General features: G+C 72.9%; 26 protein-coding genes. 12 read left to right on the plus strand and 14 right to left on the minus strand.

Annotation, left to right across the window (positions count from 1 at the left end):
• Positions 1-7 precede the first annotated feature (7 nt).
• The 5 genes from glgA to VKA29_RS14595 all read left to right on the plus strand — a co-directional run bounded on the left by glgA (position 8) and on the right by VKA29_RS14595 (position 5952).
• Complete coding sequence (gene glgA, locus VKA29_RS14575; protein WP_324785947.1) at positions 8-1171, plus strand: glycogen synthase; 1164 nt, start codon at positions 8-10, stop codon at positions 1169-1171.
• 103 nt (positions 1172-1274) lie between these two features.
• The gene (gene glgC / locus VKA29_RS14580; protein ID WP_324785948.1) at positions 1275-2495 is read left to right on the plus strand and encodes a glucose-1-phosphate adenylyltransferase; all 1221 of its coding nucleotides are present in this window, start codon (positions 1275-1277) and stop codon (positions 2493-2495) included.
• 250 nt (positions 2496-2745) lie between these two features.
• The gene (locus VKA29_RS14585) at positions 2746-4065 is read left to right on the plus strand and encodes a wax ester/triacylglycerol synthase family O-acyltransferase (RefSeq protein WP_324786087.1); all 1320 of its coding nucleotides are present in this window, start codon (positions 2746-2748) and stop codon (positions 4063-4065) included.
• A 104-nt stretch (positions 4066-4169) separates the two neighbouring features.
• A complete protein-coding gene (locus VKA29_RS14590) occupies positions 4170-5645 on the plus strand; it encodes an SDR family NAD(P)-dependent oxidoreductase (protein ID WP_324785949.1) in 1476 nt (491 codons plus the stop codon).
• A gap of 73 nt (positions 5646-5718) precedes the next feature.
• Positions 5719-5952, plus strand: coding sequence for a hypothetical protein (locus VKA29_RS14595; RefSeq protein ID WP_324785950.1), 234 nt, complete (start codon positions 5719-5721; stop codon positions 5950-5952).
• Positions 5953-6093: 141 nt separating this feature from the next.
• Here VKA29_RS14595 and VKA29_RS14600 read toward each other — a convergent pair whose 3' ends face one another.
• Complete coding sequence (locus tag VKA29_RS14600) at positions 6094-6507, minus strand: hypothetical protein (protein ID WP_324785951.1); 414 nt, start codon at positions 6505-6507, stop codon at positions 6094-6096.
• Between the two features lie 430 nt (positions 6508-6937).
• Between VKA29_RS14600 and VKA29_RS14605 the strand changes: the two genes are divergently transcribed.
• The gene (locus tag VKA29_RS14605; protein ID WP_249834998.1) at positions 6938-7111 is read left to right on the plus strand and encodes a hypothetical protein; all 174 of its coding nucleotides are present in this window, start codon (positions 6938-6940) and stop codon (positions 7109-7111) included.
• A gap of 90 nt (positions 7112-7201) precedes the next feature.
• Here the strand turns inward: VKA29_RS14605 and VKA29_RS14610 are convergent, their stop codons facing one another.
• The 4 genes from VKA29_RS14610 to VKA29_RS14625 all read right to left on the minus strand — a co-directional run bounded on the left by VKA29_RS14610 (position 7202) and on the right by VKA29_RS14625 (position 10764).
• Positions 7202-7849, minus strand: a complete 648-nt coding sequence (locus VKA29_RS14610; protein WP_324785952.1) for a LysE family translocator — start codon at positions 7847-7849, stop codon at positions 7202-7204.
• A gap of 129 nt (positions 7850-7978) precedes the next feature.
• Positions 7979-9352, minus strand: coding sequence for an amidase (locus VKA29_RS14615; protein WP_324785953.1), 1374 nt, complete (start codon positions 9350-9352; stop codon positions 7979-7981).
• Between the two features lie 101 nt (positions 9353-9453).
• Positions 9454-10359, minus strand: a complete 906-nt coding sequence (locus tag VKA29_RS14620) for a helix-turn-helix transcriptional regulator (protein ID WP_324785954.1) — start codon at positions 10357-10359, stop codon at positions 9454-9456.
• Positions 10360-10521: 162 nt separating this feature from the next.
• Entirely contained in the window at positions 10522-10764 is a 243-nt protein-coding gene (locus tag VKA29_RS14625; protein ID WP_324785955.1) for a DUF397 domain-containing protein, read from the minus strand.
• A gap of 244 nt (positions 10765-11008) precedes the next feature.
• On the opposite strand from VKA29_RS14625, the gene VKA29_RS14630 reads away from it, so the two are divergent.
• The gene (locus VKA29_RS14630; RefSeq protein WP_324785956.1) at positions 11009-11557 is read left to right on the plus strand and encodes an ATP-binding protein; all 549 of its coding nucleotides are present in this window, start codon (positions 11009-11011) and stop codon (positions 11555-11557) included.
• Positions 11558-11693: 136 nt separating this feature from the next.
• On the opposite strand, the gene VKA29_RS14635 is transcribed toward VKA29_RS14630, so the two are convergent.
• Entirely contained in the window at positions 11694-12497 is an 804-nt protein-coding gene (locus tag VKA29_RS14635; protein ID WP_324785958.1) for an SAM-dependent methyltransferase, read from the minus strand.
• Positions 12498-12596: 99 nt separating this feature from the next.
• Positions 12597-14018: a lipase maturation factor family protein gene (locus VKA29_RS14640; protein ID WP_324785959.1), complete on the minus strand. Its 1422-nt coding sequence runs from the start codon at positions 14016-14018 to the stop codon at positions 12597-12599.
• Between the two features lie 169 nt (positions 14019-14187).
• Between VKA29_RS14640 and VKA29_RS14645 the strand changes: the two genes are divergently transcribed.
• Both VKA29_RS14645 and VKA29_RS14650 read left to right on the plus strand, forming a co-directional pair.
• A complete protein-coding gene (locus tag VKA29_RS14645) occupies positions 14188-16281 on the plus strand; it encodes a SpoIIE family protein phosphatase (protein WP_324785960.1) in 2094 nt (697 codons plus the stop codon).
• A 189-nt stretch (positions 16282-16470) separates the two neighbouring features.
• Positions 16471-17334, plus strand: coding sequence for an Fpg/Nei family DNA glycosylase (locus VKA29_RS14650; protein ID WP_324785961.1), 864 nt, complete (start codon positions 16471-16473; stop codon positions 17332-17334).
• A 37-nt stretch (positions 17335-17371) separates the two neighbouring features.
• Here the strand turns inward: VKA29_RS14650 and VKA29_RS14655 are convergent, their stop codons facing one another.
• The 3 genes from VKA29_RS14655 to VKA29_RS14665 form a co-directional block, all read right to left on the minus strand.
• On the minus strand, positions 17372-18028 hold the full coding sequence (locus VKA29_RS14655; RefSeq protein ID WP_324785962.1) for a zf-HC2 domain-containing protein: 657 nt from the start codon (positions 18026-18028) through the stop codon (positions 17372-17374).
• A gap of 151 nt (positions 18029-18179) precedes the next feature.
• Positions 18180-18689, minus strand: coding sequence for a hypothetical protein (locus VKA29_RS14660; protein ID WP_324785963.1), 510 nt, complete (start codon positions 18687-18689; stop codon positions 18180-18182).
• Positions 18690-18846: 157 nt separating this feature from the next.
• Positions 18847-19392, minus strand: coding sequence for a sigma-70 family RNA polymerase sigma factor (locus VKA29_RS14665; protein ID WP_324786088.1), 546 nt, complete (start codon positions 19390-19392; stop codon positions 18847-18849).
• 257 nt (positions 19393-19649) lie between these two features.
• Here VKA29_RS14665 and VKA29_RS14670 point away from each other — a divergent pair, with 257 nt between their 5' ends.
• Entirely contained in the window at positions 19650-20804 is a 1155-nt protein-coding gene (locus VKA29_RS14670; protein ID WP_324785964.1) for a CapA family protein, read from the plus strand.
• A 155-nt stretch (positions 20805-20959) separates the two neighbouring features.
• Here VKA29_RS14670 and VKA29_RS14675 read toward each other — a convergent pair whose 3' ends face one another.
• Positions 20960-21421, minus strand: a complete 462-nt coding sequence (locus VKA29_RS14675; protein WP_324785965.1) for a universal stress protein — start codon at positions 21419-21421, stop codon at positions 20960-20962.
• 448 nt (positions 21422-21869) lie between these two features.
• Here VKA29_RS14675 and VKA29_RS14680 point away from each other — a divergent pair, with 448 nt between their 5' ends.
• A complete protein-coding gene (locus VKA29_RS14680) occupies positions 21870-22727 on the plus strand; it encodes a polysaccharide deacetylase family protein (RefSeq protein ID WP_324785966.1) in 858 nt (285 codons plus the stop codon).
• Positions 22728-22759: 32 nt separating this feature from the next.
• On the opposite strand, the gene VKA29_RS14685 is transcribed toward VKA29_RS14680, so the two are convergent.
• Positions 22760-23425 carry a class F sortase gene (locus VKA29_RS14685; protein ID WP_324785967.1) on the minus strand — a complete coding sequence of 222 codons (666 nt, stop codon included), beginning with the start codon at positions 23423-23425 and terminating at the stop codon, positions 22760-22762.
• A gap of 333 nt (positions 23426-23758) precedes the next feature.
• Between VKA29_RS14685 and VKA29_RS14690 the strand changes: the two genes are divergently transcribed.
• Positions 23759-24298: a hypothetical protein gene (locus tag VKA29_RS14690; RefSeq protein ID WP_324785968.1), complete on the plus strand. Its 540-nt coding sequence runs from the start codon at positions 23759-23761 to the stop codon at positions 24296-24298.
• Positions 24299-24463: 165 nt separating this feature from the next.
• On the opposite strand, the gene VKA29_RS14695 is transcribed toward VKA29_RS14690, so the two are convergent.
• Positions 24464-25228 carry a hypothetical protein gene (locus VKA29_RS14695; protein WP_324785969.1) on the minus strand — a complete coding sequence of 255 codons (765 nt, stop codon included), beginning with the start codon at positions 25226-25228 and terminating at the stop codon, positions 24464-24466.
• 16 nt (positions 25229-25244) lie between these two features.
• Entirely contained in the window at positions 25245-25373 is a 129-nt protein-coding gene (locus tag VKA29_RS14700; protein ID WP_324785970.1) for a hypothetical protein, read from the minus strand.
• Between the last annotated feature and the right edge of the window lie 312 nt (positions 25374-25685).

A 25685-nucleotide genomic window follows, 5' to 3' on the forward strand; every position in this document is an offset into this window, starting at 1 on the left:
GTTGCGGGTGCGAGTGGGACTGCTGACCCGGGAGTACCCCCCGGACGTGTACGGCGGCGCGGGCGTCCACGTCGAGTTCCTCGCCCGGGAGCTGGCCTCCCTGGTGGACCTGGAGGTGCACTGCTGGGGCGAGGGCCGCGGCGTGGGCGTCGTACGCCACCGCTCCTGGGCCGCCCTCGACACCGCCAACGACGCGCTGCGCACCTTCTCCGTGGACCTGGCGATGGCCGCCGCCGTCGAGGGCCGCGAACTGGTGCACTCCCACACCTGGTACGCCAACCTGGCCGGCCACCTCGGCAAGATGCTCCACGGCATCCCGCACGTGATGACCGCCCATTCCCTGGAGCCGCTGCGCCCCTGGAAGGCCGAGCAGCTCGGCGGCGGATACGCGCTGTCCGGCTGGGCCGAGCGCTCCGCGATCGAGGCGGCCGACGCGGTGATCGCGGTCTCCGGCGCGATGCGCGACGACATTCTCGCCTGCTACCCGGCCCTCGACCCGGCCCGGGTCCACGTCGTGCACAACGGCATCGACACCACGCTCTACCGGCCCGACCACGGCACCGACGTCCTGGACCGGATCGGCCTCGACCGCGGCCGCCCCTACATCCTGTTCGTGGGCCGCATCACCCGGCAGAAGGGCGTGCCGCACCTGCTGCGGGCGGTACGGGACATCGACCCGGCCGCGCAGGTGGTGCTGTGCGCGGGCGCCCCGGACACCCCCGAGATCGACCGGGAGTTCCGCGACCTGTTCGCGGAGCTGAGCCGGGTGCGCGAGCACGTGCACTGGATCCCGCAGATGCTGCCGCGCCCCGAGGTGGTCCAGCTGCTCACGCACGCCGCCGCGTTCGTCTGCCCCTCGGTCTACGAGCCGCTCGGCATCGTCAACCTGGAGGCGATGGCCTGCGGCACGCCCGTCGTCGCCTCCCGGGTCGGCGGCATCCCCGAGGTCGTGGAGGACGGCAGGACCGGGGTACTCGTCTCCCCGGGCGACGACTTCGAGGCGGACCTGGCGCGGGCGCTGGACTCGGTACTGGGTGACCCGGAGGCCGCGCGGCGGATGGGCGAGGCCGGGCGGGAGCGCGCGGTGGACGAGTTCGGCTGGGACACCGTCGCCCGGCGCACGGTCGGGCTGTACGAGAAGATCCTCAAGCGGGACCCGAAGCCGGAATAGGCAGGACCCGAAGCCGGAACACAACGGCGGGAAGATCCTCGAACAGGCTTACTGTGCCCTGCTCAGGGGCAGGCATGGGTCAACCGGTGTGAGGAGAGCGGCCATGCGTCGTGGTGGTCCTTCGGTGCTCGGAATCGTCCTGGCGGGCGGAGAAGGCAAGCGTCTGATGCCGCTGACCGCCGACCGCGCCAAACCCGCGGTCACCTTCGGCGGCACGTACCGTCTCGTCGACTTCGTCCTCTCCAACCTCGTCAACGGCGACATCCTGCGCATCTGCGTGCTCACGCAGTACAAGTCGCACTCGCTGGACCGCCACATCACCACGACCTGGCGGATGTCGAGCCTGCTCGGCAACTACGTCACGCCCGTCCCGGCCCAGCAGCGCCTCGGCCCGCGCTGGTACCTGGGCAGCGCCGACGCGATCCTGCAGTCCCTGAACCTGGTCCACGACGAGCAGCCCGACTACGTGGTCGTCTTCGGCGCCGACCACGTCTACCGCATGGACCCGCGGCAGATGCTCGCCCAGCACATCGACAGCGGCGCGGGCGTGACGGTCGCGGGCATCCGCGTGCCGCGCACCGAGTCGTCGTCGTTCGGCGTGATCACCCCGGGTCCGGACGGGCAGACGGTGGAACGGTTCCTGGAGAAGCCCGCCGATCCGCCGGGCCTCCCGGACGACCCGGAGTGCGTGTTCGCGTCGATGGGCAACTACATCTTCACCACCAAGGCCCTCATCGAGGCCCTGCACCGGGACGCCGAGGACGAGAACTCCGTCCACGACATGGGCGGCTCCGTCCTGCCCCAGCTCACCGACCGGGGCGAGGCGCACCTGTACGACTTCAGCGCCAACCACGTCCCCGGCGAGACCACCCGCGACCAGGGCTACTGGCGGGACGTGGGCACCCTCGACGCCTACTACGACGCCCACATGGACCTCATCGCCGAGCGTCCCGCCTTCAACCTGTACAACCGCCAGTGGCCCATCTACACCCACTCCAACCAGCTCTCCCCGGCCCGCTTCAACGCCGGCGGCATCGCCAGCGAGTCGATCATCAGCGCGGGCTGCCTGATCCGCGGGCAGGTCACCCGGTCGGTCCTGTCGCCGGGCGTCGTGGTCGACCCGGGCGCGGTGGTGCAGGGCTCGATCCTGCACGACAACGTGCACATCGGGCGGGGCGCGATCGTGCGCGGGGCCGTCCTCGACAAGAACGTCGAGGTCCCGCCCGGCGCGACGATCGGCGTCAACCCGGAGCGGGACGCCGAGCTGTACACCGTCTCCAAGGGCGGCGTGATCGCGCTGGGCAAGGGCCAGCGGGTGCCGTAGGCCCGCCGGGGCCCCGCTCCGCGCGGCCGCCCGGTTCCACGGTCGGCCCGCACCCGTCGGAGTGGGTTTCGTCACCCCGGGCACGCCCCTGAGCCGCCGAAGTCACCACAGGTACCTCCTGAGTCCCGCCCCTTCCGGAGGGGCGGGACTTAATCTGGTGTTAACTGTGCGTAGCCTGATCGTACTTGACCGTAATCGCGGTGAGGGGTTTGACTGCTGGTCCACCCATTCGTCGATGCGAGGCAAGCCATTGACTTCTGACCTGCTCGCTCCTCTCGATCTTGCGTTCTGGAACATGGAGTCCGCCGAGCACCCCATGCACCTCGGCGCGCTCGGCGTCTTCTCGGCCCACTCGCCCACGGCCGGCGCCCACGCGGCCGACCTGCTCGCCGCCCGGGCCGCCGCGGTGCCCGGACTGCGCATGCGCATCCGGGACGTCTGGCAGCCGCTCTCCTTCGGCGGCGCCGCCCGTGAGCCCGACCCCGGCTTCGACCCGCTCGACCACGTCCGGCTGCACGCCCCCACCGCCGACTTCCAGGCCGTGGCGGGCCGGCTCATGGAACGCCCGCTGGTGCGCGGCCGGCCGCCGTGGGAGGCGCACGTGCTGCCGGGGCAGGACGGCGTCTCCTTCGCGGTCCTGTTCAAGTTCCACCACGCGCTCGCCGACGGTCTGCGCGCGCTGACGCTCGCCGCCGCCGTGCTGGACCCGATGGACCTCCCGGCGCCCCGGCCCCGCCCGGAGGAGCCCGGCCGCCGCCTGCTGCCCGACGTGCGCGAACTGCCCGGCAGGATGCGCGACGTCCTGTCCGACGCGGGCCGCGCCCTCGACATCGGCGCCTCGGTCGCCCTGTCGACGCTGGCCACCCGGTCCTCGCCCGCGTTCACCGCACGGCCCACCGGCACCCGCCGCACCGCCGGCGTGCGCATCGACCTCGACGACGTCCACCAGGTGCGCAAGTCCGTCGGCGGCACCGTCAACGACGTCCTGATCGCCGTCGTCGCGGGCGCCCTGCGGCGCTGGCTGGACGAGCGCGGCGACGGCAGCGAGGGCGTCGCGCCGCGCGCCCTGATCCCCGTCTCCAGGCGCCGCCCGCGCACCGCCCACCCACAGGGCAACCGGCTCTCCGGTTACCTGATACGGCTCCCCGTCGGCGACCCCGACCCGCTCGCCCGGCTCGGCGCGGTCCGCGCGGCCATGGACCGCAACAAGGACGCCGGCCCCCACCGGGGCGCGGGCGCCGTCGCGCTGCTCGCCGACCACGTCCCCGCGCTCGGCCACCGGCTCGGCGGACCGCTCATGGGCCAGGCCGCCCGGCTCTGGTTCGACATCCTGGTCACCAGCGTGCCGCTGCCCAGCCTCGGCCTGCAGCTCGGCGGCAACCCGGTCACCGAGGTCTACCCTTACGCCCCGCTCGCCCGCGGCCAGTCGCTGGCGGTCGCGATCTCGACGTACCGCGGACACGTCCACTACGGGCTCGTCGCGGACGCCGAGGCCGTCTGGGACCTGGACCGCCTGGCCGTGGCCGTGTCCGAGGAGGTGGCGGGCCTCATCGACGCCTGCTGCCCTTGATCGTCACCGGTTTGCGGGAATGGCCCGGCGCTGAAGTAAAATCCTCCGTTCGTAGGCGGGCGCGGTCGGAGCGCTGCGCGGGTGAAGCAGGGAACGGCAGCGCGATGACGGTGACAGAGGACGGCTCGGCGACCACGGACGAGGCCGGGTACGGGCCCGGCATCGACCCCGAGCGGCTGGCCGTCTGCCTCGGCGTGCTGGAGGAGCTCGACAAGCTGGACGTCGACCACCCCGACGCGATCGCCGTGCGCCGGGCGACCGCCGGCATCTACCGCACGGTCAAGCAGCGCCGCCGCCAGGAGCGCCGGGCCGCCAAGACCGCCCACGACAAGGCGGTCACGGAGGCCACGGCCACCGGCTCGGCCCAGCGCATCGACGACGAGACCGAGGGCATCCTGCCGTCGTCGCTCACCGAGGAGGGCCGGATCGCGGGGGTGCTCCAGCGCCCCCGCTCCTGCTACATCTGCAAGGCGCGCTACGTAGAGGTCGACTACTTCTACCACCAGCTCTGCCAGAAGTGCGCCGCCGAGAACCGGGCCCGCCGCGACGCCCGCGCCGACCTCACCGGCAAACGCGCGCTGCTCACCGGCGGCCGCGCCAAGATCGGCATGTACATCGCGCTGCGGCTGCTGCGCGACGGCGCGCACACCACCATCACCACACGCTTCCCGAACGACGCCGTCCGCCGTTTCAAGGCGCAGCCCGACAGCGACGAGTGGATCCACCGCCTGAAGATCGTCGGTATCGATCTGCGCGACCCGGCGCAGGTCGTCGCGCTGGCCGACTCGGTCGCCGCCGAGGGCCCGCTGGACATCCTGATCAACAACGCGGCCCAGACGGTACGGCGTTCCCCGCAGGCCTACAGCGAGCTGGTCGCCGCCGAGTCCGCCCCGCTGCCGGCCGGCGAGCTGCCCGCCGCCGAGGTGATCGGCACCTTCGGCTCCGGCGCCGTGGCCGCGCTGCCGGTCGCGGGCAGCGGCGCGCTGACCGCGCAGGACGTCACCGACCTGGCCCTGGTGTCGGGCTCGGCGTCCCTGGAGCGGATCGCCGCCGGCACCGCCATCGACGCGGGCGGACTCGTCCCCGACCTGCACGACACCAACAGCTGGATACAGACGGTGGAGGAGGTGACGCCGGTCGAGCTGCTGGAGGTGCAGCTGTGCAACTCCACGGCGCCGTTCATCCTGATCAGCCGTCTGCGTCCGGCGATGGCGGCCGCCACGGCCCGGCGGACGTACATCGTGAACGTCTCCGCGATGGAGGGCGTCTTCAGTCGCGGCTACAAGGGCGCCGGCCACCCGCACACCAACATGGCCAAGGCCGCGCTCAACATGCTCACGCGCACCAGCGCCCAGGAGATGTTCGAGAAGGACGGCATCCTGATGACGGCCGTCGACACCGGCTGGATCACCGACGAGCGCCCGCACCCGGACAAGATCCGCCTGGCCGAGGCGGGCTTCCACGCGCCGCTGGACCTGGTGGACGGCGCGGCCCGGGTCTACGATCCGATTGTGCGCGGCGAGCAGGGCGAGGACCTGTACGGCGTCTTCCTGAAGGACTACGCGCCCGGGAAGTGGTGATCCGCCGACCCGACGTGTGGCTCCGGCGCCCGGCGGGAACCCGGCCTGCGCAACCTCCCGCCAGGAGTGAGTCATGGCCAGTCCACGTGAGATCGATCCGCGAGCGTACGACGACCCGCGCAACCGCTATCCGACGGACCAGGAGTTCTACGCCAGCGACCGGCCCGAGCACCCCGTGCTGCCGGAGGACCGGCCGCGCGGAGGCGGGCCGGCCCGCCCGATCAGGCACCGCGGCCCGTGGGCCACGGCCGCGCTGATCGCGTTCATCGTTCTCGTGATCCTCCTGGGCATCGCGCTGTTCCCCTGAGCCGGACGGCGCCACCGTCGAGGGCGAGGCGGTGGCCCCTCCGGCGGACGGTCACGGACGGCGCGCCCGCGAACGCGCCGTCCGTCCCCGCCTTCCGGCGTCCCCGTCGTACGCCGTCCGGCACACGATGCCGCCAGGCCGTCAGTCGTTCGCGGCGAGGCGCCGGTCGCGTGCGGCGACGAGTTCCAGGACCGTGCGCCAGTCCTCCAGGACGCCCGCGTCGAACACCGCGCCACGGGCCTCCTCCTGCGCCTGGCGCAGGCGCAGCAGGTCGTCGTCCCACCCGGCCTCGGGCCCGGGCCGGCCGCGCACCAGACGGGCCACCCGCTCGCCGAGCAGGGACCGCACCGCGTCGGCCGCGCGGTCCGCACGGGCCGACGCGTCGCCGGGCCACGGCAGCGACGCGACGGCGGTGAGGAGACCGGCCAGTTGGAGCTCCTTGTCGGCGGGCCGGCCGCGGCGCAGCAGCGCGGCGGTCCGCAGCGCGTGCCGGCGTATGTCGCCGCGGCAGGCGTACAGCAGATCCATCAGCTCTTCGACACTCCGCGGCTCCATGCGTCGGTCCTCCCGCCGGACAAGCCGTTGCCGCCCGTCAGCAGAGCATGGCCGGCTTGCGGTCCGGCCAACGGGACCTGAACTGCCGGGCGAGCGGAGGGACGGTGCCCCGACAGCGGAGATGTACTCCCGACGAGTGGCGGAACGCCGGATGAACAGGGACGAATCGAGACAGTAACGTCAAGTTTTCAGCCCCATCGAGCAGGCGCCTGCTCATTTGGTTAATCTAGAGCGGACGGGCGGAACCACCGGGTCCCATCCACACCCATGTCCGTCCCGGGGCAAGCGGGCCGACAACGGTCTGCTCTCCCATGAAAGACCGGCGCCACCGCGTCCGAACGGCTTTCCCAACGAACCCGAGTGGCGTCCAGCGCCGACCGCAGACCGGCCGGCCCGCCCCGAGGGTGACCCGACACATAAGGAGTGCGCGGTGACACCGGAGAAGACGAATCGCGATCAACGTCCCAAGGAACGCTCGGAGCGTGCGGGCCGCCGGCCCGGAGAGCTCGGCAGCCTCGACGTGTGGGCCCGGTCCGCCCCGATCCGCCTGGCGGGCTACGAGGACGACCTCGCCGAGCCCCACATCCTGCCCAGCGTCGACTGACTCCGGCGGGACCCTCGCGATCGCCGACCGCACGGGCGTGCCGGACCACGCCCCTGCGGTCGGAGAAGCCACCGCGGACGTCCGGCTGATTCAGTCCTTGCGGCCCGTCACGGCCACGGTCACGCCAAGGCCGATCATGGTGAGGCCGCCCACCCCGCCGACCAGGGACAGACGGTGAGGGGAGCGGGCGAACCAGTCGCGGGCGGTGGCCGCGGCCAGGCCCCAGACGCTGTCCGAGGCGAGCGCGATGGCGTTGAACACCAGCCCGAGCAGCAGCATCTGCAGGGCGACGTGACCCCGCTCACGGTCGACGAACTGCGGGAGCACGGCCGCGAAGAACACGATGGTCTTCGGGTTGGTCACGCCGACCGCGAACCCCTCCCAGAACGTGCGCAGGCCGCCGTGGGCCACCGCCTCGTCCCCGTCACCGGCGAACGCGGCCCGCAGGGAACCGCGGTGCCGCCACGCCTTGATGCCGAGATACACCAGGTAGCCGGCGCCGGCCAGCTTCAGCACCGTGAAGACCAGCACCGAGCGCTCCACGACGGACCCGATGCCGACGGCCACGGCCACCACGAGCAGATAGGCGCCGAGCGTGTTGCCCACGACCGTGGTCAGCGCGGCGCGGCGCCCCTGCGCCAGCGCCCGGCCGATCACGAACAGCACGCTCGGCCCGGGGACCACGATCAACAGCAGCGACAGCGCCGCGAAGGCGAACAGGCGGTCGGTGGACATCATGCCGCCATGCAAGCACGGCGTACTCGCGGCCTGCCACCCCTTTCCGACCGCCTGCCCGGGCCCGGGACCGACCGCCTGCCCCGGGCCCGTCGGGCCGGCTGTCTGCCCGGGCCTGTCGGGCCGGCCGCCTCAGCCGGCCGCGGCGGGCTCGTCCGCGTCCCGCGCCAGGGGCGCCGTGCGCTGCCACGGGTGCAGCTTCTCCAACTGCTCCGCCAGCGCCAGCAGGTCCGCCTCCGTGCCCGGCAGGCCCACCAACTGCACGGCGCAGGGCGCGCCCGAGGGGAGCGTGCCGAAGGGGACCGCCATCGCCGGCCAGCCGGTGAGGTTCCACGGAGGGGTCAGCGGCGAGTAGTTGGTGTTGGCCAGCAGGTTGGGCAGCCAGCCCCGTTCGTGCCAGGCGACCGACCTGGGGGAGCGCCGGGCGAGCGCGGGCGTGAGCAGCACGTCGTGCTCGGCGAAGAACGGCTCCAGACGGCGGCGCAGCCGGTCCCGGCCGTCGCCGGTGCGGACGCCCTTCAGGAAGCGGCGGCCGACGGCCGCGTGCACCCGGGTGCGCCTGGCCAGCAGGCGCGGGTCGAGTCCCTGGGCGTCCACCGCCGTGCCGGCCGTCCAGTGGGCGAGCGACGTCGTGCTCAGCGACAGCGGATAGGGCGGGTCGGCGCGCCGCACCTGGTGCCCGGCCTTCATCAGCACGCCGGCCGCCTCCCGGGCCGCGTCCGCGTACGGCTTGGTGATCATGATGCCGGTCAGCGGGGAGCGCAGCGAGACGGCGATCCTGCGGCTGCCCGGCGTGGCGGACGGCGTCTCCTCCGTGCCGGCCAGGACCGCGAGCATCAGGCGGACGTCCTCGACCGTGGTCGCCAGCGGGCCGTTCTCGGACATGCCGAACCAGTCGCCGTCGCTGACGCCCGCGGGCACGACGCCGTGTCCGGGCTTGATGGTGACCAGGCCGCAGTTGGCGGCCGGAATGCGCAGGGAGCCCATGCCGTCGTTGCCGAGGGCGATGGGCACCATCCCGGCGGCGACCGCGGCGGCGCTGCCGCCTGAGGAGCCGCCGGCCGTGCGGGACAGGTCCCAGGGGTTGCGGGCGGTCCCGTGGACGCCCTCCGTGGTGCCGAAGACGCACAGTTCGGGCACGTTCGTCAGCCCCACGACGATCGCGCCGGCCGCCCGCAGCCGGGCCACCGTGACGTGGTCCTCGGCGGCGGGCGTGTCCGGGGTCGCGGCGGAGCCGACGCGGTTGGACTCGCCGCGCACGGCGAGATTGTCCTTGACCGCCACCGGCACGCCCGCCAGGGGCAGTCCGGCGAGGTCAGCGCGCGCGGCGACCTCGTCCGCCTCGGCGAGCGCGGCCTCGGCCCGCACCACGCGGAACGCCCCGACGCGGCCGTCGAGCCGCTCGATCCGGGCCAGGTGCTCGGCCACCACTGCCCTCGGGGTGGCCCGCTTCTCGCGTACGGCGGCGGCGATCTCGGCGGCGGTCCGCCCGGCCCAGCTGGTCACGGGAACTCCTCGGGGTGCGGTGCTTGCGTTACTCGTGAGTACGCACAGCACTCTGCACCGCCGCGGCCTCCGCGTCGAGAGTCATGCCCCAGGTCGCGGGCTCACATCTCCTTCAGGACGCGTTCCAGGAAGGCCACCGACTCGGCGGCCGGGGACGCCACCATGCTCAGCCGGTCCATGACCGCGAGGTAGTGGTCGACCTCCTCCGGCTTGTCCAGGTACAGGGCGCTGGAGAGCTGCTCGAGGTAGACGATGTCGGGCAGGTCCGGCACCGGGAAGCGCAGCACGGTGACCGGTCCGCCGGCCGCCGCGTGGCCGCCGACGTGGAAGGGCAGCACCTGCAGGGTGACGTTCGGCAGCGCGGCGGCCTCGATCAGGCGCTTCAGCTGGGCGCGCATCACCTCGGTCCCGCCGAGGGGCCGGCGCAGTGCCGCCTCGTCCACCACGACCCACAGCCGTGGCGCGTCGGGACGGGTGAGCAGTTCCTGCCGGCTCATGCGCAGCGCGACACGGCGCGCGACGGCGTCCGGGTCGGCGACGCGGTGGCCGAGCCGGACGACGGCCTCGGCGTACTCGGGGGTCTGCAACAGGCCCGGGACGAACTGGACTTCGTAGGTCCGGATGAGGGAAGCGGCCTCCTCCAGGCCCAGGTGCTGCTCGAACCAGGTCGGATAGGCATCGCCGTACGCGCGCCACCAGCCGGGTTCGTTGGCGCGGCGTACCGAGTCGAGGAACTCCTGCCGCTCGTCCGGGTCGTGGACGCCGTACAGGGTCAACAGGTCTGCCACGTCACGCGACTTGAAGCCGACCCGCCCCAGCTCCATACGGCACAGCTTGGCGTCCGAGGCGCGTATCGCCGAAGCGGCCGCGTCCCGGCTGATGCCGAGGGATTCGCGCAGGCGGCGCAGGCGGGTGCCCAGCACGACGCGCTGCACGGTCGGGCCGCCCCGCCGAAGGCTCAGGACCTCCTGGCCGGAGGGAACGGGTTCCGGCTGAGCTGCAGTCATGTCCATCCCCTCGGCCGCCGTACCGGCTGGCATATGCATGGTCCGGGACTCGACCAAGAAGGGTAGCACCTTGAGGCCGTACGGCTGCGGGGAGTGAAGGGGCGGAAGTGGGAGGGGAGTTCTGGCCGGGCTCCTCCCGGCCGTCCGCGGAGGCGGTCGTCCTCAGCGGCCGGGGAGCAGCCCGTCGAAGTCGCCGTCCTTCACGCCGCGGACGAAGGCGGAGATCTCGGCGCCGGTGTAGACGAGTGCGGGACCCTCGGGGTGGCGGGAGTTGCGCATGGCGACGCTGCCGTCCGGGAGCGCGGCGAGCTCGACGCAGTTGCCCTCCGGGTTGCTGTGATGGCTCTTGCGCCAGACCACTCCGCTCAGCAGGGTCGCCGGCATGCCGTTGCTCACGTGGTGCATCCAAAGCCTCTTCGAGGTGAAGTCGCAGGCGGTGGACCCAAGATCTGATGCAATTGCATCGTCAATTGCATCCAAGGGCGGTCGTGCGGGACGATAGCGCCACGGCGTTGACGCTCGCAAGATCATCTGCAATTGCAGCGGTAATTGCCGATGCACTTGCATTCGAACTGCCGGACGGAGCACGATACTTCGCACGGGAGTAGACGCGTTCCGTAGTTGTCTTGGCACGGTTTCAGGGGTTGCGATGTCCGCTGAGCAAGTCGTACGACCGGCAGACTCGCTGCGGATCGAGGCGACCTGGCAATGGCTGTGCCACGCCGTCGACGACATGGGACGCCCGGCGCCGGGGAAGCCGCTTCCCTCATCCGTCGCGCCCGGCAACGCCGTCGTCCCCACGCGGTGTTCGGTACTCCTGGTGCCGCCCGTGCCCCGGTCCGCCCACGTGGCGCGGGACTTCACGCGGTCCGCGCTCGGACGCGACGCGTCGGCGGAACGCCTCGACGACGTCACGGTCACGGTGTCGGAACTGGTCAGCAACGCCCTCCGCTACGGCCGGCCGCCCGGCCGGGACACCGCACCGCAACCGCTGCTGTGGATCGCCGTGTGGGACCGCCTGTCCTGCGCCGTGTGCGGTGTCACCGACGACAGCGACCGGGTCCCCGTGCCGACCGAGCCGGACGAGTTCGCCGAGTCGGGGCGTGGCCTGCAGGTCATCTCGGCGCTGAGCGACACCTGGGGGTGGAGCCCGCGGACCGGCGGCGGCAAGGTGGTGTGGGCGCTGTTCCGCCTGTGATCCGGCGGCGCCTCGGCGCCGCCGCCTCCGGCCCGTGGACCGGCGCCGTACGGCCCCGGACACAGGCCGTCGCCGGACGGCGGCCGGGCGGCGGAGGGGCGGCGCCGTCTCGCGGGCGCCCCTCCTCGCGCGGACCTCAGATCTTGCGGCCGATCCCGCAGATCGCGTCGACGTCCGAGGGCGCGCGGCCCACGTCGACCGGGTCGGGGTGCCACTGCGAGGTCGGGACCACGCCGGGCTCGACGAGTTCGAGACCGTCGAAGAAGCCCGCGATGTGCTCCGGGCTGCGCAGGTGGTACGAACTGGCGGAGTTGGCGTTGTAGACGGCGATCGCCCGGTTGAGCGCCTCGCTGGTGTCGGTGCCGTCGCCGAGGGCGAGGTAGCTGCCCGGCGGGAGGGCGTCCAGGAAGCGGGAGACGACCGAACCGGGGTCGTCGGAGTCCGGGATCTGTCCGAGGATGCCGAGCATCGTCAGCGCGACGGGTCGGCTGAAGTCCAGGGTCCGGGACGCCGCCTCGAGGATGCCCTCGGGGTCGCGCACGTCGGCCTCGAGGTAGGCACAGGCGCCCTCCGGCGTGCTGGTGAGCAGCGCCTGCGCGTGCACCAGGACCAGGGGGTCGTTGTCGACGTAGACGATCCGGCTCTCGGGGGCGATGCGCTGCGCGACCTCGTGGGTGTTGTCGACCGTGGGCAGGCCCGTGCCCACGTCCAGGAACTGGCGTATCCCGGCCTCGCCGGCGAGATGGCGTACGGCCCTTGCCAGGAAGCGCCGTTGGAGCCGGGCGAGCAGGGCGATGTCCGGGAACATCTGGAGGATCATTTCACCGGCCTGCCGGTCGGCGGCGTAGTTGTCCTTGCCGCCCAGCAGGTAGTTCCACACACGGGCCGAGTGCGGCCGGTCGAGCTGCAGCCGGTCGGCCAGCGGGTCTTCGGAGTTCATGGGCAAAGCCTCACACGAACTGCCCGCTCATGTCCGGTGGTTCACGCTCACAGCCGACACATGCGCACAGGTCGCCCCCGGTCACCGTCCCGCCGGTATTCAGGATCTCCGCGCCGCCCCCGCCAGCCGCGTCGGCGGCAGGTACTCCCGCACGTACGTCCGCCGCCAGCACGCGCCCGTCTCCCGCAACTCGCGCCAGTCCGTGTACTCGTAGCGGAAGAGGCGGGCGCGGACGAACCGGGGCGGCCGGTCCGCGGGGAACGGGGAGCGGCGCAGCAGCCGCAGGGTGTCGCGGTCGTTCTCCAGCAGCCGTTCCACCAGGGCGCCGAACCACGGGCCGGCGTACGCCGGGGAGAGAGCGGCGAACCACATCAGCCAGTCCAGACGCAGGTGGTAGGGAGCGAACTGGCGCGGCCAGCGCCCGGGGTCGCCCGGCTTGCCCCGGAAGTCGTACTCCCGCCAGTCCGAGTCCTCGCGCGGCACGTCGTCGGCGGTGCCCTCGATCACCACCTCGTGGCGGACCCGGCTCACGCTGCCGAACGCCCCGTAGGTGTTGACCAGGTGGAGCGGGTCGAAGGACCGGTTCATGACCTGGCGGCGGGAGAGCATGTTGCGGGCCGGGCGGTAGCTCAGGCCGAGCAGCAGCGCCGCGACCGAGAGGACCACGACCTCGTACCACAGCGGGGCGCCGGGCACGGACGGCGCGTGCGCCGGGAACCGCACCGCGGACAGGGCGACCACGATGGTGATCCAGTTCAGCCAGGAGAAGTTGCCGGACAGCACCAGCCACGACTGGGTGGCGATCATCAGCGCGGCCGCGACCGTGGCGACCGGCTGCGGGGTGAACAGGAGGAAGGGCACGACGAGCTGCGTGACGTGGTTCGCGGCCACCTCGACCCGGTGCAGGGGCCTCGGCAGGTGGTGGAAGAACCAGCTCAGCGGGCCGGGCATCGGCTGGGTCTCGTGGTGGTGGTCCAGGCAGGTCAGCCTCCGCCAGCACTCGTCGCCGCGCATCTTGATCAGACCCGCGCCGAACTCGACGCGGAACAGGATCCACCGCAGCAGGAACAGCACCACGACCGGCGGGGCCACCTCGTCGTTGCCGAGCAGGACGGCGACGAAACCGACCTCCAGCAGCAGTGACTCCCAGCCGAACGCGTACCAGGTCTGGCCGACGTTCACGATCGACAGGTACAGCGCCCAGGGCACCAGCCACAGCAGCATCCCCGCCCACAGGGGAAGCAGCGAGTCCACCCCGGCTGCCAGCGCCGCGGAGACCGCGCACCCCGCCCAGGCGCAGGAGGCGTAGAACCGGTCGGAGTAGTGCAGGTGGAAGAGGCTCGGGGCCCGTTTGAAGGGCACCCGCTCGACGAAACGGGGCACCGGCAGCATGCCGCGCTCGCCGAGCAGCGCCCGGAACTGCAGCGCCGCCGTCAGGAACGCCACCAGGTACACGCCGGCCAGAGCCCGCTGGAAGACCAGCCGGCTCAGCCAGTAGTCGGGTGCGGTGAACCAGTCCACGGCCGTGCGCTCCTCACTCCATTGTCCCGCCCGGACCCGCCGTCACCGTCCGTGTGACCGGCTCGCGCCCGCGCAACCCGGCGGGCGGGGCGGGAGCAGCGGAAGGACAATGACGGCGAAGTCCACCACCCCGGTCGAAGAAACGGGCAAAAACTGGCAAAGTGGCCTCATGGCTGATCGGGGAGCGAGCGCCCTTTCCCTCCCGGACGACTGGCCCGCTCATCCGGATCCGGTCCTGGCGCTCAACCGCATGGGCGGCTTCGACTGGGACCTGGACACCGGTCTGTTCCACATGGACGCCCAGGCGCACGAGGTCTTCGACCTGCGCCCGGACGAGTACGACGGCCACCCCGAGAGCCTCTCCGTCCGGGTCCCGCCGGTCGAGGCCTACCGGCTCGACGCCCTGGTCGCCCGGTCCATGAAGGACGGCAGCGAGAACTACGGCGCCTACTTCCGCATCCGCCGCCGCGACGGCAGCCTGCGCTGGGCGCACACCCAGGGCTACATACGGCGCGACGGGACGGGCCGCCCGCGCCGGATCGTCGGCATCGTCCGCGACGCCACCGAGGAACTCGCCGACAGCGAGGCGCGCCGCGAGCAGGCCGCCCGGGACGCGGACCGGCGCGAGCAGACCAACGTCGTCCAGCTGACCACGGCCGCCCTCGCCCACGCCCGCACCGTCCAGGACGTCGTCGACGTCGTCAAGGACACCCATGGCCTCACCCACCTCGGCGCCACCGGCCTGGTGATGGGACTGGTGGAGGCGGACCGCATCCGGCTGATCGCCGAGGGCCCCGCGGAGAGCGCCGTCCCCGAGACCCGCGTCACCCGTGTCGACGAAAACTGCCCGACGAGTGAGGTCGTGCGCACCCTCACCCCCCGGTTCATCGAGTCGCCGGAGGAGTTCGCCGAGCGGTACCCGGTCCTGTGGCACCACGTCACCGGCCTGGGCATCACCGCCGCCGCGTACCTCCCGCTGATCGTCCGGGCCCGCCCGATCGGCGTCATGGGCGTGCTCTACAGCGGCCGGAGCGGCTTCTCGCCCAAGGACCGCGGCGTCCTGCTCGCCCTCGGCAGCAGCATCGCGCAGAGCCTTCAGCGGGCCATGTTCTACGAGCGCGAGAAGGACCTCGCGACCGGACTGCAGCAGGCGATGCTGCCGCGCACCATCCCCAGCGTGCGCGGCGCCGACGTCGCCGTGCGCTACCGGTCGGCCGCGCTGGGCCGGGACATCGGCGGCGACTGGTACGACCTGATCCCGCTGCCCGGTGGCACCCCCTCCGGGGCGGGCCGGGTCGGCGCCGTCATCGGCGACGTCCAGGGCCACGACACGCACGCTGCCGCCGTCATGGGCCAGCTGCGGATCGTGCTGCGCGCGTACGCCGCCGAGGGCCACACCCCGGCCACCGTCATGGCCCGCGCCTCCGTCTTCCTCCACGAACTGGACACCGACCGCTTCGCGACCTGCCTGTACGCGGAGGCCGACCTGTCGACCGGGGTCGTGCAGGTGGTGCGGGCCGGCCACATCGACCCGCTGATCCGCGACGCCGACGGCGGCTGCCGCCGGGTCTTCGTCGACGGGGGCCTGCCGCTCGGACTGTCCGCCGAGTTCCACAGCCTCGCGTACCCCGTCGGCACGCTCGAACTGGACCCCGGAACCACCCTCGTGCTGTGCACCGACGGCCTGGTCGAACAGCCGGGCACGGATCTCGACGACGGCATGCGGACGCTCGTCTCCCTCGTCGGCAGCGGCCCGGACGACGTACGGAACCTCGCGGACCGCCTGATCGACGTGGCCGAGGAGCGCGGTGGCGACGACGACGTGGCCCTGCTCCTGCTGCGTCGCCGCGGCCTGGAGACCGCGCAGTCGGGCGGCCGGCTCCAGCGGCAGGTGGCGCCCGGCGACCCCGGGGCGCTCACCGAGGCGCGGCGCATGATCCGGGCGGCGGTCCGCGCGTGGGGCGGCCGGAACCGCGCCGATGAGATCGAACTGGTCGGCGACGAGCTGATCACGAACGTCCTCATGCACACCGAGGGCTCCGCGGTCGTCACCCTGCGGGTGTTCATCGGCAGCGGGCGCCGGCTGCGCGTCGAGGTCGAGGACTCCTCCAGCGCACTGCCGCGCCGCCGGGACGCGGGCGAGTCCGGCGTCTCCGGGCGTGGCCTGCTCCTGGTCGACCTGCTCGCCGACGCGTGGGGGGTGGAGTCGCGGGGCGGCGGCAAGTGCGTGTGGTGCGAGTTCGCGGTCCGGGACAACGACTGAACCCACCTGGCCGCTTGGCCGGGCCGGCGCGGCGGCTCGGCGGCGCGGCGGTGTGGCCGGGCCTGCCTGGCGGTGTGGCCGGGCCTGCTCGGCCGTGCGGCCGGACCCGCCCGGTGCCGCGGGCCGGGCCCGGCGGCGCCCCGAGCGGGCTCGCCTGGCGTCGTCGGTCCTGGGTGGCACTCTGGACGTATGCCGGAACTCCCCGAGGTCGAAGCGCTCAAGGACTTCCTGACCGAACACCTGTCCGGTCGCCGGATCGTCCGGGTGCTGCCGGTCGCCGTCAGTGTCCTGAAGACGTACGACCCGCCGCTCGACGCCGTCGAGGGCCGCGAGGTGGCGGCCGTGCACCGGTACGGCAAGTTCCTCGACCTGGAGACCGACGGCGGACCGCACTTCGTCACCCACCTGGCCCGCGCGGGCTGGCTGCGGTGGAGGGACCGGCTCCCCGACGGGCCGCCGCGCCCCGGCAAGGGCCCGCTCGCGATGCGGGTGGCGCTGGAGACCGGTGAGGGCTTCGACCTCACCGAGGCGGGCACCCAGAAGCGCCTGGCGGTCCACGTCGTCCGCGACCCGCGGGAGGTCCCGGGCATCGCGCGGCTGGGCCCGGACCCGCTGGCGGCCGACTTCGACGAGAAGGCGTTCGCCGCCCTGCTGACGTCCGAACGGCGCCGGCTCAAGGGTGCCCTGCGCGACCAGAGCCTCGTCGCCGGCGTCGGCAACGCCTACAGCGACGAGATCCTGCACGCCGCGAAGATGTCGCCGTACAAGGTGGCCGCCTCGCTCACCCCCGAGGAGACCGCGCGGCTGTACCGGGCGCTGCGGACCACCCTCACCGAGGCGGTCGAACGGTCCCGCGGCGTGGCGGCCGGCCGCCTGAAGGCGGAGAAGAAGGGCGGCCTGCGCGTCCACGGCCGCACCGGCGAGCCGTGCCCGGTCTGCGGCGACACCGTCCGCGAGGTCTCCTTCAGCGACTCCTCCCTCCAGTACTGCCCCACCTGCCAGACGGGCGGCAGGCCACTGGCGGACCGGAGGATGTCCAGGCTGCTGAAGTAGCGGCCACGACGGTGCGGCAGCCGCTCGGCGCGGAGCGCTACCGCGGTTCGAGCGTCACCAGGTGCTCGCCCTGGGCCGTGCGCACCTCGTAGCGGGCGATGTCGTCGCTGCGCAGGGGCGAACTGCCCCGCACGGTGTTCGGGCGGGCGTCGTGGCCGGGCACCGTCCAGTTCGTCACCGTCTGCTCGGAGCCGTCGCGGGCGACGACGACGAGGCGGCAGGAGTGCGGGCCCGCGCCGTCCTTCACCTGGAGTTCCAGCTCGGTGCCGTACTCCTCGTCCGCGACCGTCACCTGTGCCCAGACCCCCGACCGCTGGTCGGTCGCCGCGATCCGCGCCCGGTCCTCGTCGTTGCCGCCGCCCGCGGCCATCACGATGCCGGGACCGGCCACGGCGGCGACCACCGAGGCGGCCACGGCGTACAGCAAGCGCCGGCGGGTGGCCCGGTGACGGGCGGCCACCGCGCCGAGCAGCCGGTTCAGCAACTGGGGACCGGGCTGGGCCATGGGGTGCACGAGACGCGGGGTGGCCCGCCGGTACAACATCAACTGCCGTGCGGGGGGCCCGAACTCGGTCACGTGAGTCGCGCAGCGCGCGCACTCCATGAGGTGGTCCTCGAAGCGGAAGGCGTCCGCCTCGTCCAGCACGCCGAGCGCGTACGCGGCGACGTCGCGATGCCTCTCCAGGGACCTCATGCCGAATCCTCGTGCCGTCGGGTGCGGGTGGGGTTGCTCGTTGCTCCCACCGGTACGGACCGGACCGCCGAATCACTCAAGGCACACGTGAATCGCGGAACCCCGTTGTTCGGAGCGGTCCGGCCCGCGGATTGGTCCCGGGCGGAAAAATCTAGAAGAGGTGGATGGCGAGGTGGCCGAGGGGCAGCCCGAGCTGCCATGCCTTCGTCCACACCTTCGGGCCCTCGTCCTCACCCGCCCCCGCGGCGCCGCCCGGGACCGCGTTCAGGTCGGGCGCGAGCAGTTCGGTCTCCTCCAGCCAGCGCCAGGCCGCCTCCGCGAGCTCCAGGTCGGGTCCCGGGCCGCCGGGCTCGGCGGCCTCGGCGGCGAGCCGGGCCATTCCGTCGCGCACCCAGTCCTGCCACGGCTGGTCGTACGCGGTCAGCGACATCCAGGTCTCCAGCTGGGAGACCACCCGGATGCCGCAGAGCTCGCGGTCGGTGTCCGAGAGGAAGATGGTCAGCGCGAGCGCGTCGCGTCCGGCGCGGAACTCGAAGGACGTGGGCGGCATCAGATCGCCGGTCCGCAACAACTCGTCGGCGATGTACTCGGCGTACAGCCAGGCCATGGGGACGACCAGTCCGCCGTCGCCGTCCGTGCCCTCTTGACCTCTGTGCAGCATCCCTTCCTGCCTTCCTCCGGTGCGTGCGCGTCGCCCGGCCGCGGGCCCCCCTCGGGAACCCGTGGCCCCCCAGTCCGGAACACGGATGAAGACAGCCGATTACTCAACAGGGGTCCTCAGCAAGGCGCTTTACCGAGGTTTGACCCAGGCTCCGGTTTCAGCGCAGGTCGGCCGCGTAACCCGGAAGCACCCGGCGCAGGGCGCGCAGCGCGTAGTACGCGCGGGACTTCACGGTACCGGGCGGGATCCCCAGGGTTTCGGCGGCTTCCGCCACACTCGCCCCCTGGAAGTACACGAGCACCAGGACTTCACGGTGTTCGGGAGTGAGTGTCTTCACAGCCTCCCGCACATCGAGGGCCGCGGCCGCCCGTTCGGCGTGATCCGCGCACACCCGGGCGTTCTCCAGGATGGCGTCGCCGACCTCCGGCGGTCGTGCCTGCCGGGCCCGCCGTGCGTCGATGGCCAGCCGGCGTGCCACGGTGAGCAGCCAGGGCCGTACGGACTCGAAGGCGTCGGCGCGCAGCGCCTCGGGATGCTGCCAGGCGCGGACGAGGGTCTCCTGCACCAGGTCCTCGGCGCGCTGCCGGTCGCCGTCGCAGAGCCTCGTCAGCAGGGCGAAGAGGGGCCGGCCGTGCTCGCGCTGAAGTGCGGCGATCTCGTGCTCGGCGGTCGTCCCGTTCGTCATTGTGGTTACGGCCGTCATGCGCGTATGGCACCGCAGGGCGCGGTCGCGGGACAGGGTCCGTACCGGGATCTGCGACGGACGGTCGATCGCGTCGACGAACGGTTCGATGAACGGTCCCCTCCGCTCCGGCCGTTCGGTTCCGGTCACCTCCGGAGCGTCCCCGGAGCACCCCCGTCCGCGCGCCGGACGGGCTAATCGGGGGGCGCGGACCGTTTGGGAAGGCCGCCAGCTTCGTACCTATTCGTGGGTAAATATGACCACAGTGGGGTGAGCTGATGATTGCACGCAGACGACAGGTTGCCCTGGCCCTCACGGCCTTGCTCGCCGCGGGCGCCGCCTGTCAGTCCCAGCACCACACGCCGGCCGTGAAGGCCGGACGCCCGGCCCCGTCCGCCGTCACCAAGGGGTTCACGCTCGTCGCCTCCGGCGACGTCCTCCCGCACAGCTCGATCATCGAGCGCGCCCGCTTCGACGGCGGCGGCAGCGCCTACGACTTCCGGCCGATGCTGGCCGGCATCAAGCCCGTCGTCTCCCGCGCGGACCTGGCGCTGTGTCACATGGAGACCGTGTACGGCGCGAACGGCGACTACACCGGGTACCCCACCTTCAAGTCCCCGCCCGAAGTCGCCCGAGCCCTCGCCGCCACCGGCTACGACGGCTGCTCCACCGCCTCCAACCACACCCTCGACGACGGCGCCGGCGGCATCCGCCGCACCCTCGACGCCCTCGACCAGGCGGGCGTCCGGCACGCCGGCTCGGCCCGCACCGAGGAGGAGGCACACGCCGTCACGGTCCTGCGCGCGGGGGCGGCCAAGGTGGCCCACCTCTCGTACACCTACGACACCAATGGCATCCCGCTGCCGCAGGGCGAGCCGTGGGCGGTCAACCTGATCGACGCCGACCGCATCGTCGCGGACGCCCGGGCCGCCCGCCGGGAGGGCGCCGACGTGGTCGTGGTGTCGGTGCACTGGGGCACGGAGTGGCAGGACGACCCCGACCAGCAGCAGCTCACCGTGGCCCGGCAGCTCACCGCCGCCCGCACCGGCGGCCGCCCCGACATCGACCTCGTCCTCGGCACCCACGCCCACGTTCCGCAGGCGTACGAGAAGGTCAACGGCACCTGGGTGGTCTACGGCATGGGCGACCAGATCGCCGGTGACATGATCAACCACGAGGGCGTCCATGACCCGCGCGGGAACCAGTCGTCCGTCGCCCGCTTCACCTTCGCTCCGCCGGCCCGGCCGGGCGGGCGCTGGGAGGTGACCAAGGCGGAGTTCGTCCCGCAGTGGTTCGACGTGGACGCCGGGCGGGTGGTCGACCTGAACCGGGCGATCGCCCAGGGCGCCGGGCTGCAGGGCGTGCGGGACCGGATCCGGGACGTGGTGCTCAGCCGGGGCGCCGGGAAGGACGGGCTCGTGATGGCGCGTTAGCGGGTCCGCGGGGCGGGTCTGCGGGGCCGGGTGGCGGCGGGGCCGTGCGGCGGGGACACGGGGCGACCGGAGGAGTTCAGCCGGACCGTGCCGGATTTCCCGCCCGCGCTCCGAGGCGTGCGGTCACGGCACGACCGTCACCGGCCAGCGCCCGGTCACGGCACGACCGTCACCGGCCAGCGCCCGGCCTTCACCAGCCGCACCGCCACCGAGCCGATGATCCGGTGGCCGGCCTGTTCGGAGGTGCCCACCACCACCGCGTCCGCCTTCAGGTCGTCCGCCGCCTTCACCAGGCCGGTGTAGGGGTCGCCGCGGAAGGTGTGGAACTCCCAGCGCACCTCGTACAGCCCCTTGAGCCGCTGGGAGGCCTCCCGGATCTGCTTGACCAGGTCCTCCGCGATCTCGTCGGTCGTGTCGGCGACCGGTGCCCCCATCGCCGCGCCCGCCGCCATGACCGGCTGGACGTACACGGCGGCGAGCAGCGCGTGCTGCCGCCTGGCCAGACCGGCCGCGTACGCCGCGGCACGGAGCGAGGAGTCGGAGCCGTCGACGCCGACCACGATGACCTTCGGCCCGTCCGTGCCCCGCTCGAACTGGTGCGAGTGCTGTTCCGTCACGGCTTCGAGGCTATCGGAAGCCCCAGGTCCGGCCGCCGCGCGGGATCCTCCCAGGGGGCGGGGCGCACGTGGCGCGCACCGGGACCGCGGGGGACCGGGGGCCGGCCCGCCGGACCGAACGCCCCCGTGCCGCTGAGACGTCGGCGGGGCCCGTCGCCCGACCCGTGCGCGGACTCCGGTGGAACGGGCACCCGTGGACCGCGCCGCGGCCCGCGACCGACCGTGGGCCTGCTGCCGCCGTCGGCGCGCGGTCTCGCCGGAGGGGACGGGACCGGGCGCCGGCGCCCCCTTCTCCGGCCCGCGTCAACTGCCCGTTCCCGGCCTTCTCACCCGACCGGCAGACGGCGTTCGTCGTATGACCCGAATACTTGAGCCGGGTGAGTGCTTTCCTACCGCCGCATCGGTGTAGGTGGGGTGCGCCCGGCTACGGCCGGTCGACTGATGAGTCATGAAGAAGGATCAATTGCTCACCCGACGAAGGCTGTTGCTCGCAGGCGGAGTCGCCGCGCTGGGCGCGGCCGGCACGGCCGGTGTGCTCACGCTCGGCGGAGGCGCATCACCGTCCGGGTCCACCGCACCCGTCGCCGGCCCGGCGGGCCCCCAGTCGCGCGGGGCCCGCGAGGCGCTCAAGCCGTCCGCCTACCGCCTCCAACCCCTGACCGGATACGGCCCGCCGCGCGTCGCGCCCGTCCCGACCGTGGTGCGGCACGAGCCGTTCATGCGTCTGCCCGGACCCGGCCGCACCATGGTGCTGACCTTCGACGACGGACCCGACCCCCGGTACACGCCGCGCGTCCTGGACGCGCTGGCCGAGCACGACGTGCACGCGATGTTCTTCGTGTGCGGGGAGATGGTCTCCTACAACAAGGATCTGCTGGCCAGGATGGCGGACGCCGGTCACGTGATCGGCAACCACACCTGGTCGCACGCCCAGCTGACCCAGCTGAGCCGCGCCGGAATCCGCTCCGAGATGGAACGTACCAGCGCCGTCATCGAGGACGCCTGCGGCGAACGGCCTGCCTGGTTCCGCGCGCCCTACGGCGCCTGGAACCGCGCGGTCTTCCAGATCGGCGCCGAACTGGGCATGGAGCCGCTCGCCTGGAGCATCGACACCCTCGACTGGACCACCCCCGGCACGCGCGCCATCGTCGACCGGGTCGAGCACGGCGCCGCCCCCGGCGTCGTGGTGCTCTCGCACGACGCCGGGGGCGACCGCTCGCAGAGTGTCCGCGCACTGCGCGACTATCTGCCGTACCTGCTGAATTCCGGCTATCACATCACCGTGCCGCGACGGCGCGCGGTGTGATCCCGATTCCGCCCGCCCGGCCCGGGGAACGCTCAGCGGACCTCGGCCAGGCGGGCGAAGACGACGACATTGCCGTCGTATCCGTTCTGCTTGGAAAAGCCGCCCCCGCAGGTGATGACCCGCAGTTCCGGAGTGCCCTTGGAGGCGTAGACGCGGTCGCCGGGGAAGTCGCTCTTCGCGAAGACCTCGACGCCGTAGATCTCGAATACGGCCGTCTTCCCGTCCTGGCGGGCGACCTCGATGTGATTTCCCTTCTTCAGGGCCCCCAGGCCGTAGAAAACGGCGGGGCCCTGCATGTTGTCGACGTGGCCGACCACGACCGCGGTGCCCTTTTCGCCGGGAGTGACGGCGCCGGTGAACCAGCCCGCCAGATTGGGGTCCTCCGGCGGCGGTGCCGCCACCCAGCCGTCCGTGTCGAGCCCGACCGGCATGACGGGCGCGTCGACCTGGATGGCCGGGATCCGCACCCGGTCGGGGGCGGAGTACGGCAACGGCTGGACCGACGCGGGGGCGGCGGAGGGGACACGACGGTCCGCGGCTGCCGCCGAGGCGGGCTGCGGCGGACCCATGTCGAATTCCCCCGAACCATTCCGGATGAGCGCCAGGCCGGTCAGCAGAACCAGCGCTATCACGCCCCAGGGAGCCCGCTTCTTCGGCCGCAGCTCCTCCTCGTCCTCGGCCAGCTCGAACGCAGACATTCGACTTCCCCTCTCGACGCGGCCGTCGCCGTGTCATTCGCGCATACGAGAAAGCTATGTCCGCCGCACGGAACCGGCGACGGGGGAGAAGCGAACGGGTGGCCCCGTACTTCCCCGGTGAGCCATCCGAGTTGCCGAGTAAAGAAATTTTCTGACGGTCCGTGACCTGCGCTGATATCCGATTGCGCGGTCACCGCCCGGCGTGTTGTCTCACCAGGACGGACCATCCCCGAAATGCGGGCGCGCCCGCGGCAACTGAGGGTCATTTCCGGGAGGCGCTTTCTCGCCGACACACCGGGGACGGGCCCCGGGGCGCCTTCCGCGGAGGATCACATGCGTACTACTCGTGCCCTGGCTGCTTCTGCCGCCGTGGTCGCCGCCCTCGGGGTCGCCGCGCCGGCGGCGGTCGCGCGGGACGGCATGAACATCAACCCGAGGAACATCGTCGCCCTGCCCAGCGTCATCGCCCGCGGCGGGCAGCTCACCATCACCGTCGACGGCTGCCCCACCGGCGGCACCGCCACCTCGGACGCCTTCTCACCGACCCCGCTGACGCCCATCCGCGGTGACGGCAGGAGCGTCCACGGTGACGGCTCCAGCATTCACGACGACGGCACGACCGCGAAGGGTACGGCGACGATCAGCAACAACGCCAGGACCGGATCGCACAGCATCACCGTCAACTGCGGCGGCAAGACCCTGACCAACCCGGCCGCCTTCACCGTCATCGGTGGTGTCCGCGGCGGCCTCGGCGGCAGCAGCTCCAGCGGGGCGACGCCGACCGACCTGGCGATCGGCGGTGGGCTGGTGGCGGCCGCCGCCGTCGGCGGCGGGCTGTTCTGGATGCGCCGCCGCTCCGAGAGGCAGGTCTGAACCCTCCGGCGCACCGGACCCCCCGGACCCCCGCTTCCCTTCGCGGGTCCGGGGGGTCCGGTGCGTCCGGCGGGTGCGTCCGGCCGGAGCCTCCGGCCGGGTGCCCGCCCGGGGGCCGGTGCGCGGGTGGCTGCCGTGGGGCGCCGGTGCGCCGGGGCGGGCCCGTCAGCCCGTGACGTGCGGGAAGAGGCGCAGGAAGGGGGAGGCCGATGCGGGCAGGCCCCGGCTGTAGGGCGCGTCGAAGTCCCAGATGAGGAACAGCAGGAAGGCGATCAGGGCGGAGAACAGCCCGGCCAGCACCAGTTCGCGGGCGGTGCTGCGGATCTGCAGCGCGAACACCATCCCCACGGTGACCACGGCCCCGCCGATGAGCCCGAACCACACCACCCCCGGCATCGTCGCCCCCTGCGAGTCGGCGCGGGCGCTGCGTGCCTCGTCCGCCGCGGCGACCTGGTCGACCAGGGGCTGGTATGCCTGGGCCTCGAAGTCCGTCCCCGGCTGGTATTCGGTGACGTCCCGGCGGACGCGGCCGAGCAGTTCGGTGCCGCGCGCGGTGACCCGGTGGTGGTCCGCCATCGCCTTCCACTCGGTGCCGACCACGTACCCGACGTAGGCGTCGACATCGCCGCGGATGCGGTCGCGGACGCCGGCCGGGTACACCCGTACGCGCTCGGAGATCTCGTGCAGGGCGACGGCCTCGCTGCGGACATGGTCCTGGGCGGCGCTGCGCGACTCCCACACCCCGGCGATCGCCAGGCCCAGCACGATGGCGTACACCACACCGATCCACATGGTCATGTACTCGATGACGTCCGGGGTCTCGCTGGGATCCTCGTCGTCGGCGGCGGTGCGGTGGCGCAGCACGGTGACGGCGACCACCGCGACGCAGGCGGCCGGCATCGTGAGGGTGAGAACGAGCCAATCCGGCAAGACGTGCCTCCTGGGGTCAGCGCGGCCGCAGCGCGGCGACGGCGATCACGGCGGGTGCGGTGATGAGCAGGACGTAGGTGACGGGCGACCGGCGGTGGCGGGGAGGCCGCCGGGGCGGCTGCGCCTGGTGACGGGGGTAGCGCACCGCGGCCGCGGACGGGCGCGGGGCCGGTGTGGCCGAGGGCCGCGGGGCGGGTCTCGGAGCGGGTGCCGACGGGTGCGGGGTGGGTGCGAGTGGCGCGGGCGGCGGGGGAGCGGGCGGAGCGGGAGGAACGGGCGGTGGCTGGGGCCGCGGCTGCGTCGGCCGGACCGGCGGAGCCGGCGGGGGTTTCGGGGGCGGGGCCGGAATCGCGGTCGGCGGGGGTGTCGGCGTCGGGCTCGGGGTGGCCGGCGGGGGCGTCGGCGGGGGTTTCGGGCAGGCCGGGAGCGTCGGCCAGGCCGTCGGCCAGGCACCGCT

This window comes from Streptomyces sp. H51 (assembly GCF_035656535.1).
Classification (GTDB): domain Bacteria; phylum Actinomycetota; class Actinomycetes; order Streptomycetales; family Streptomycetaceae; genus Streptomyces.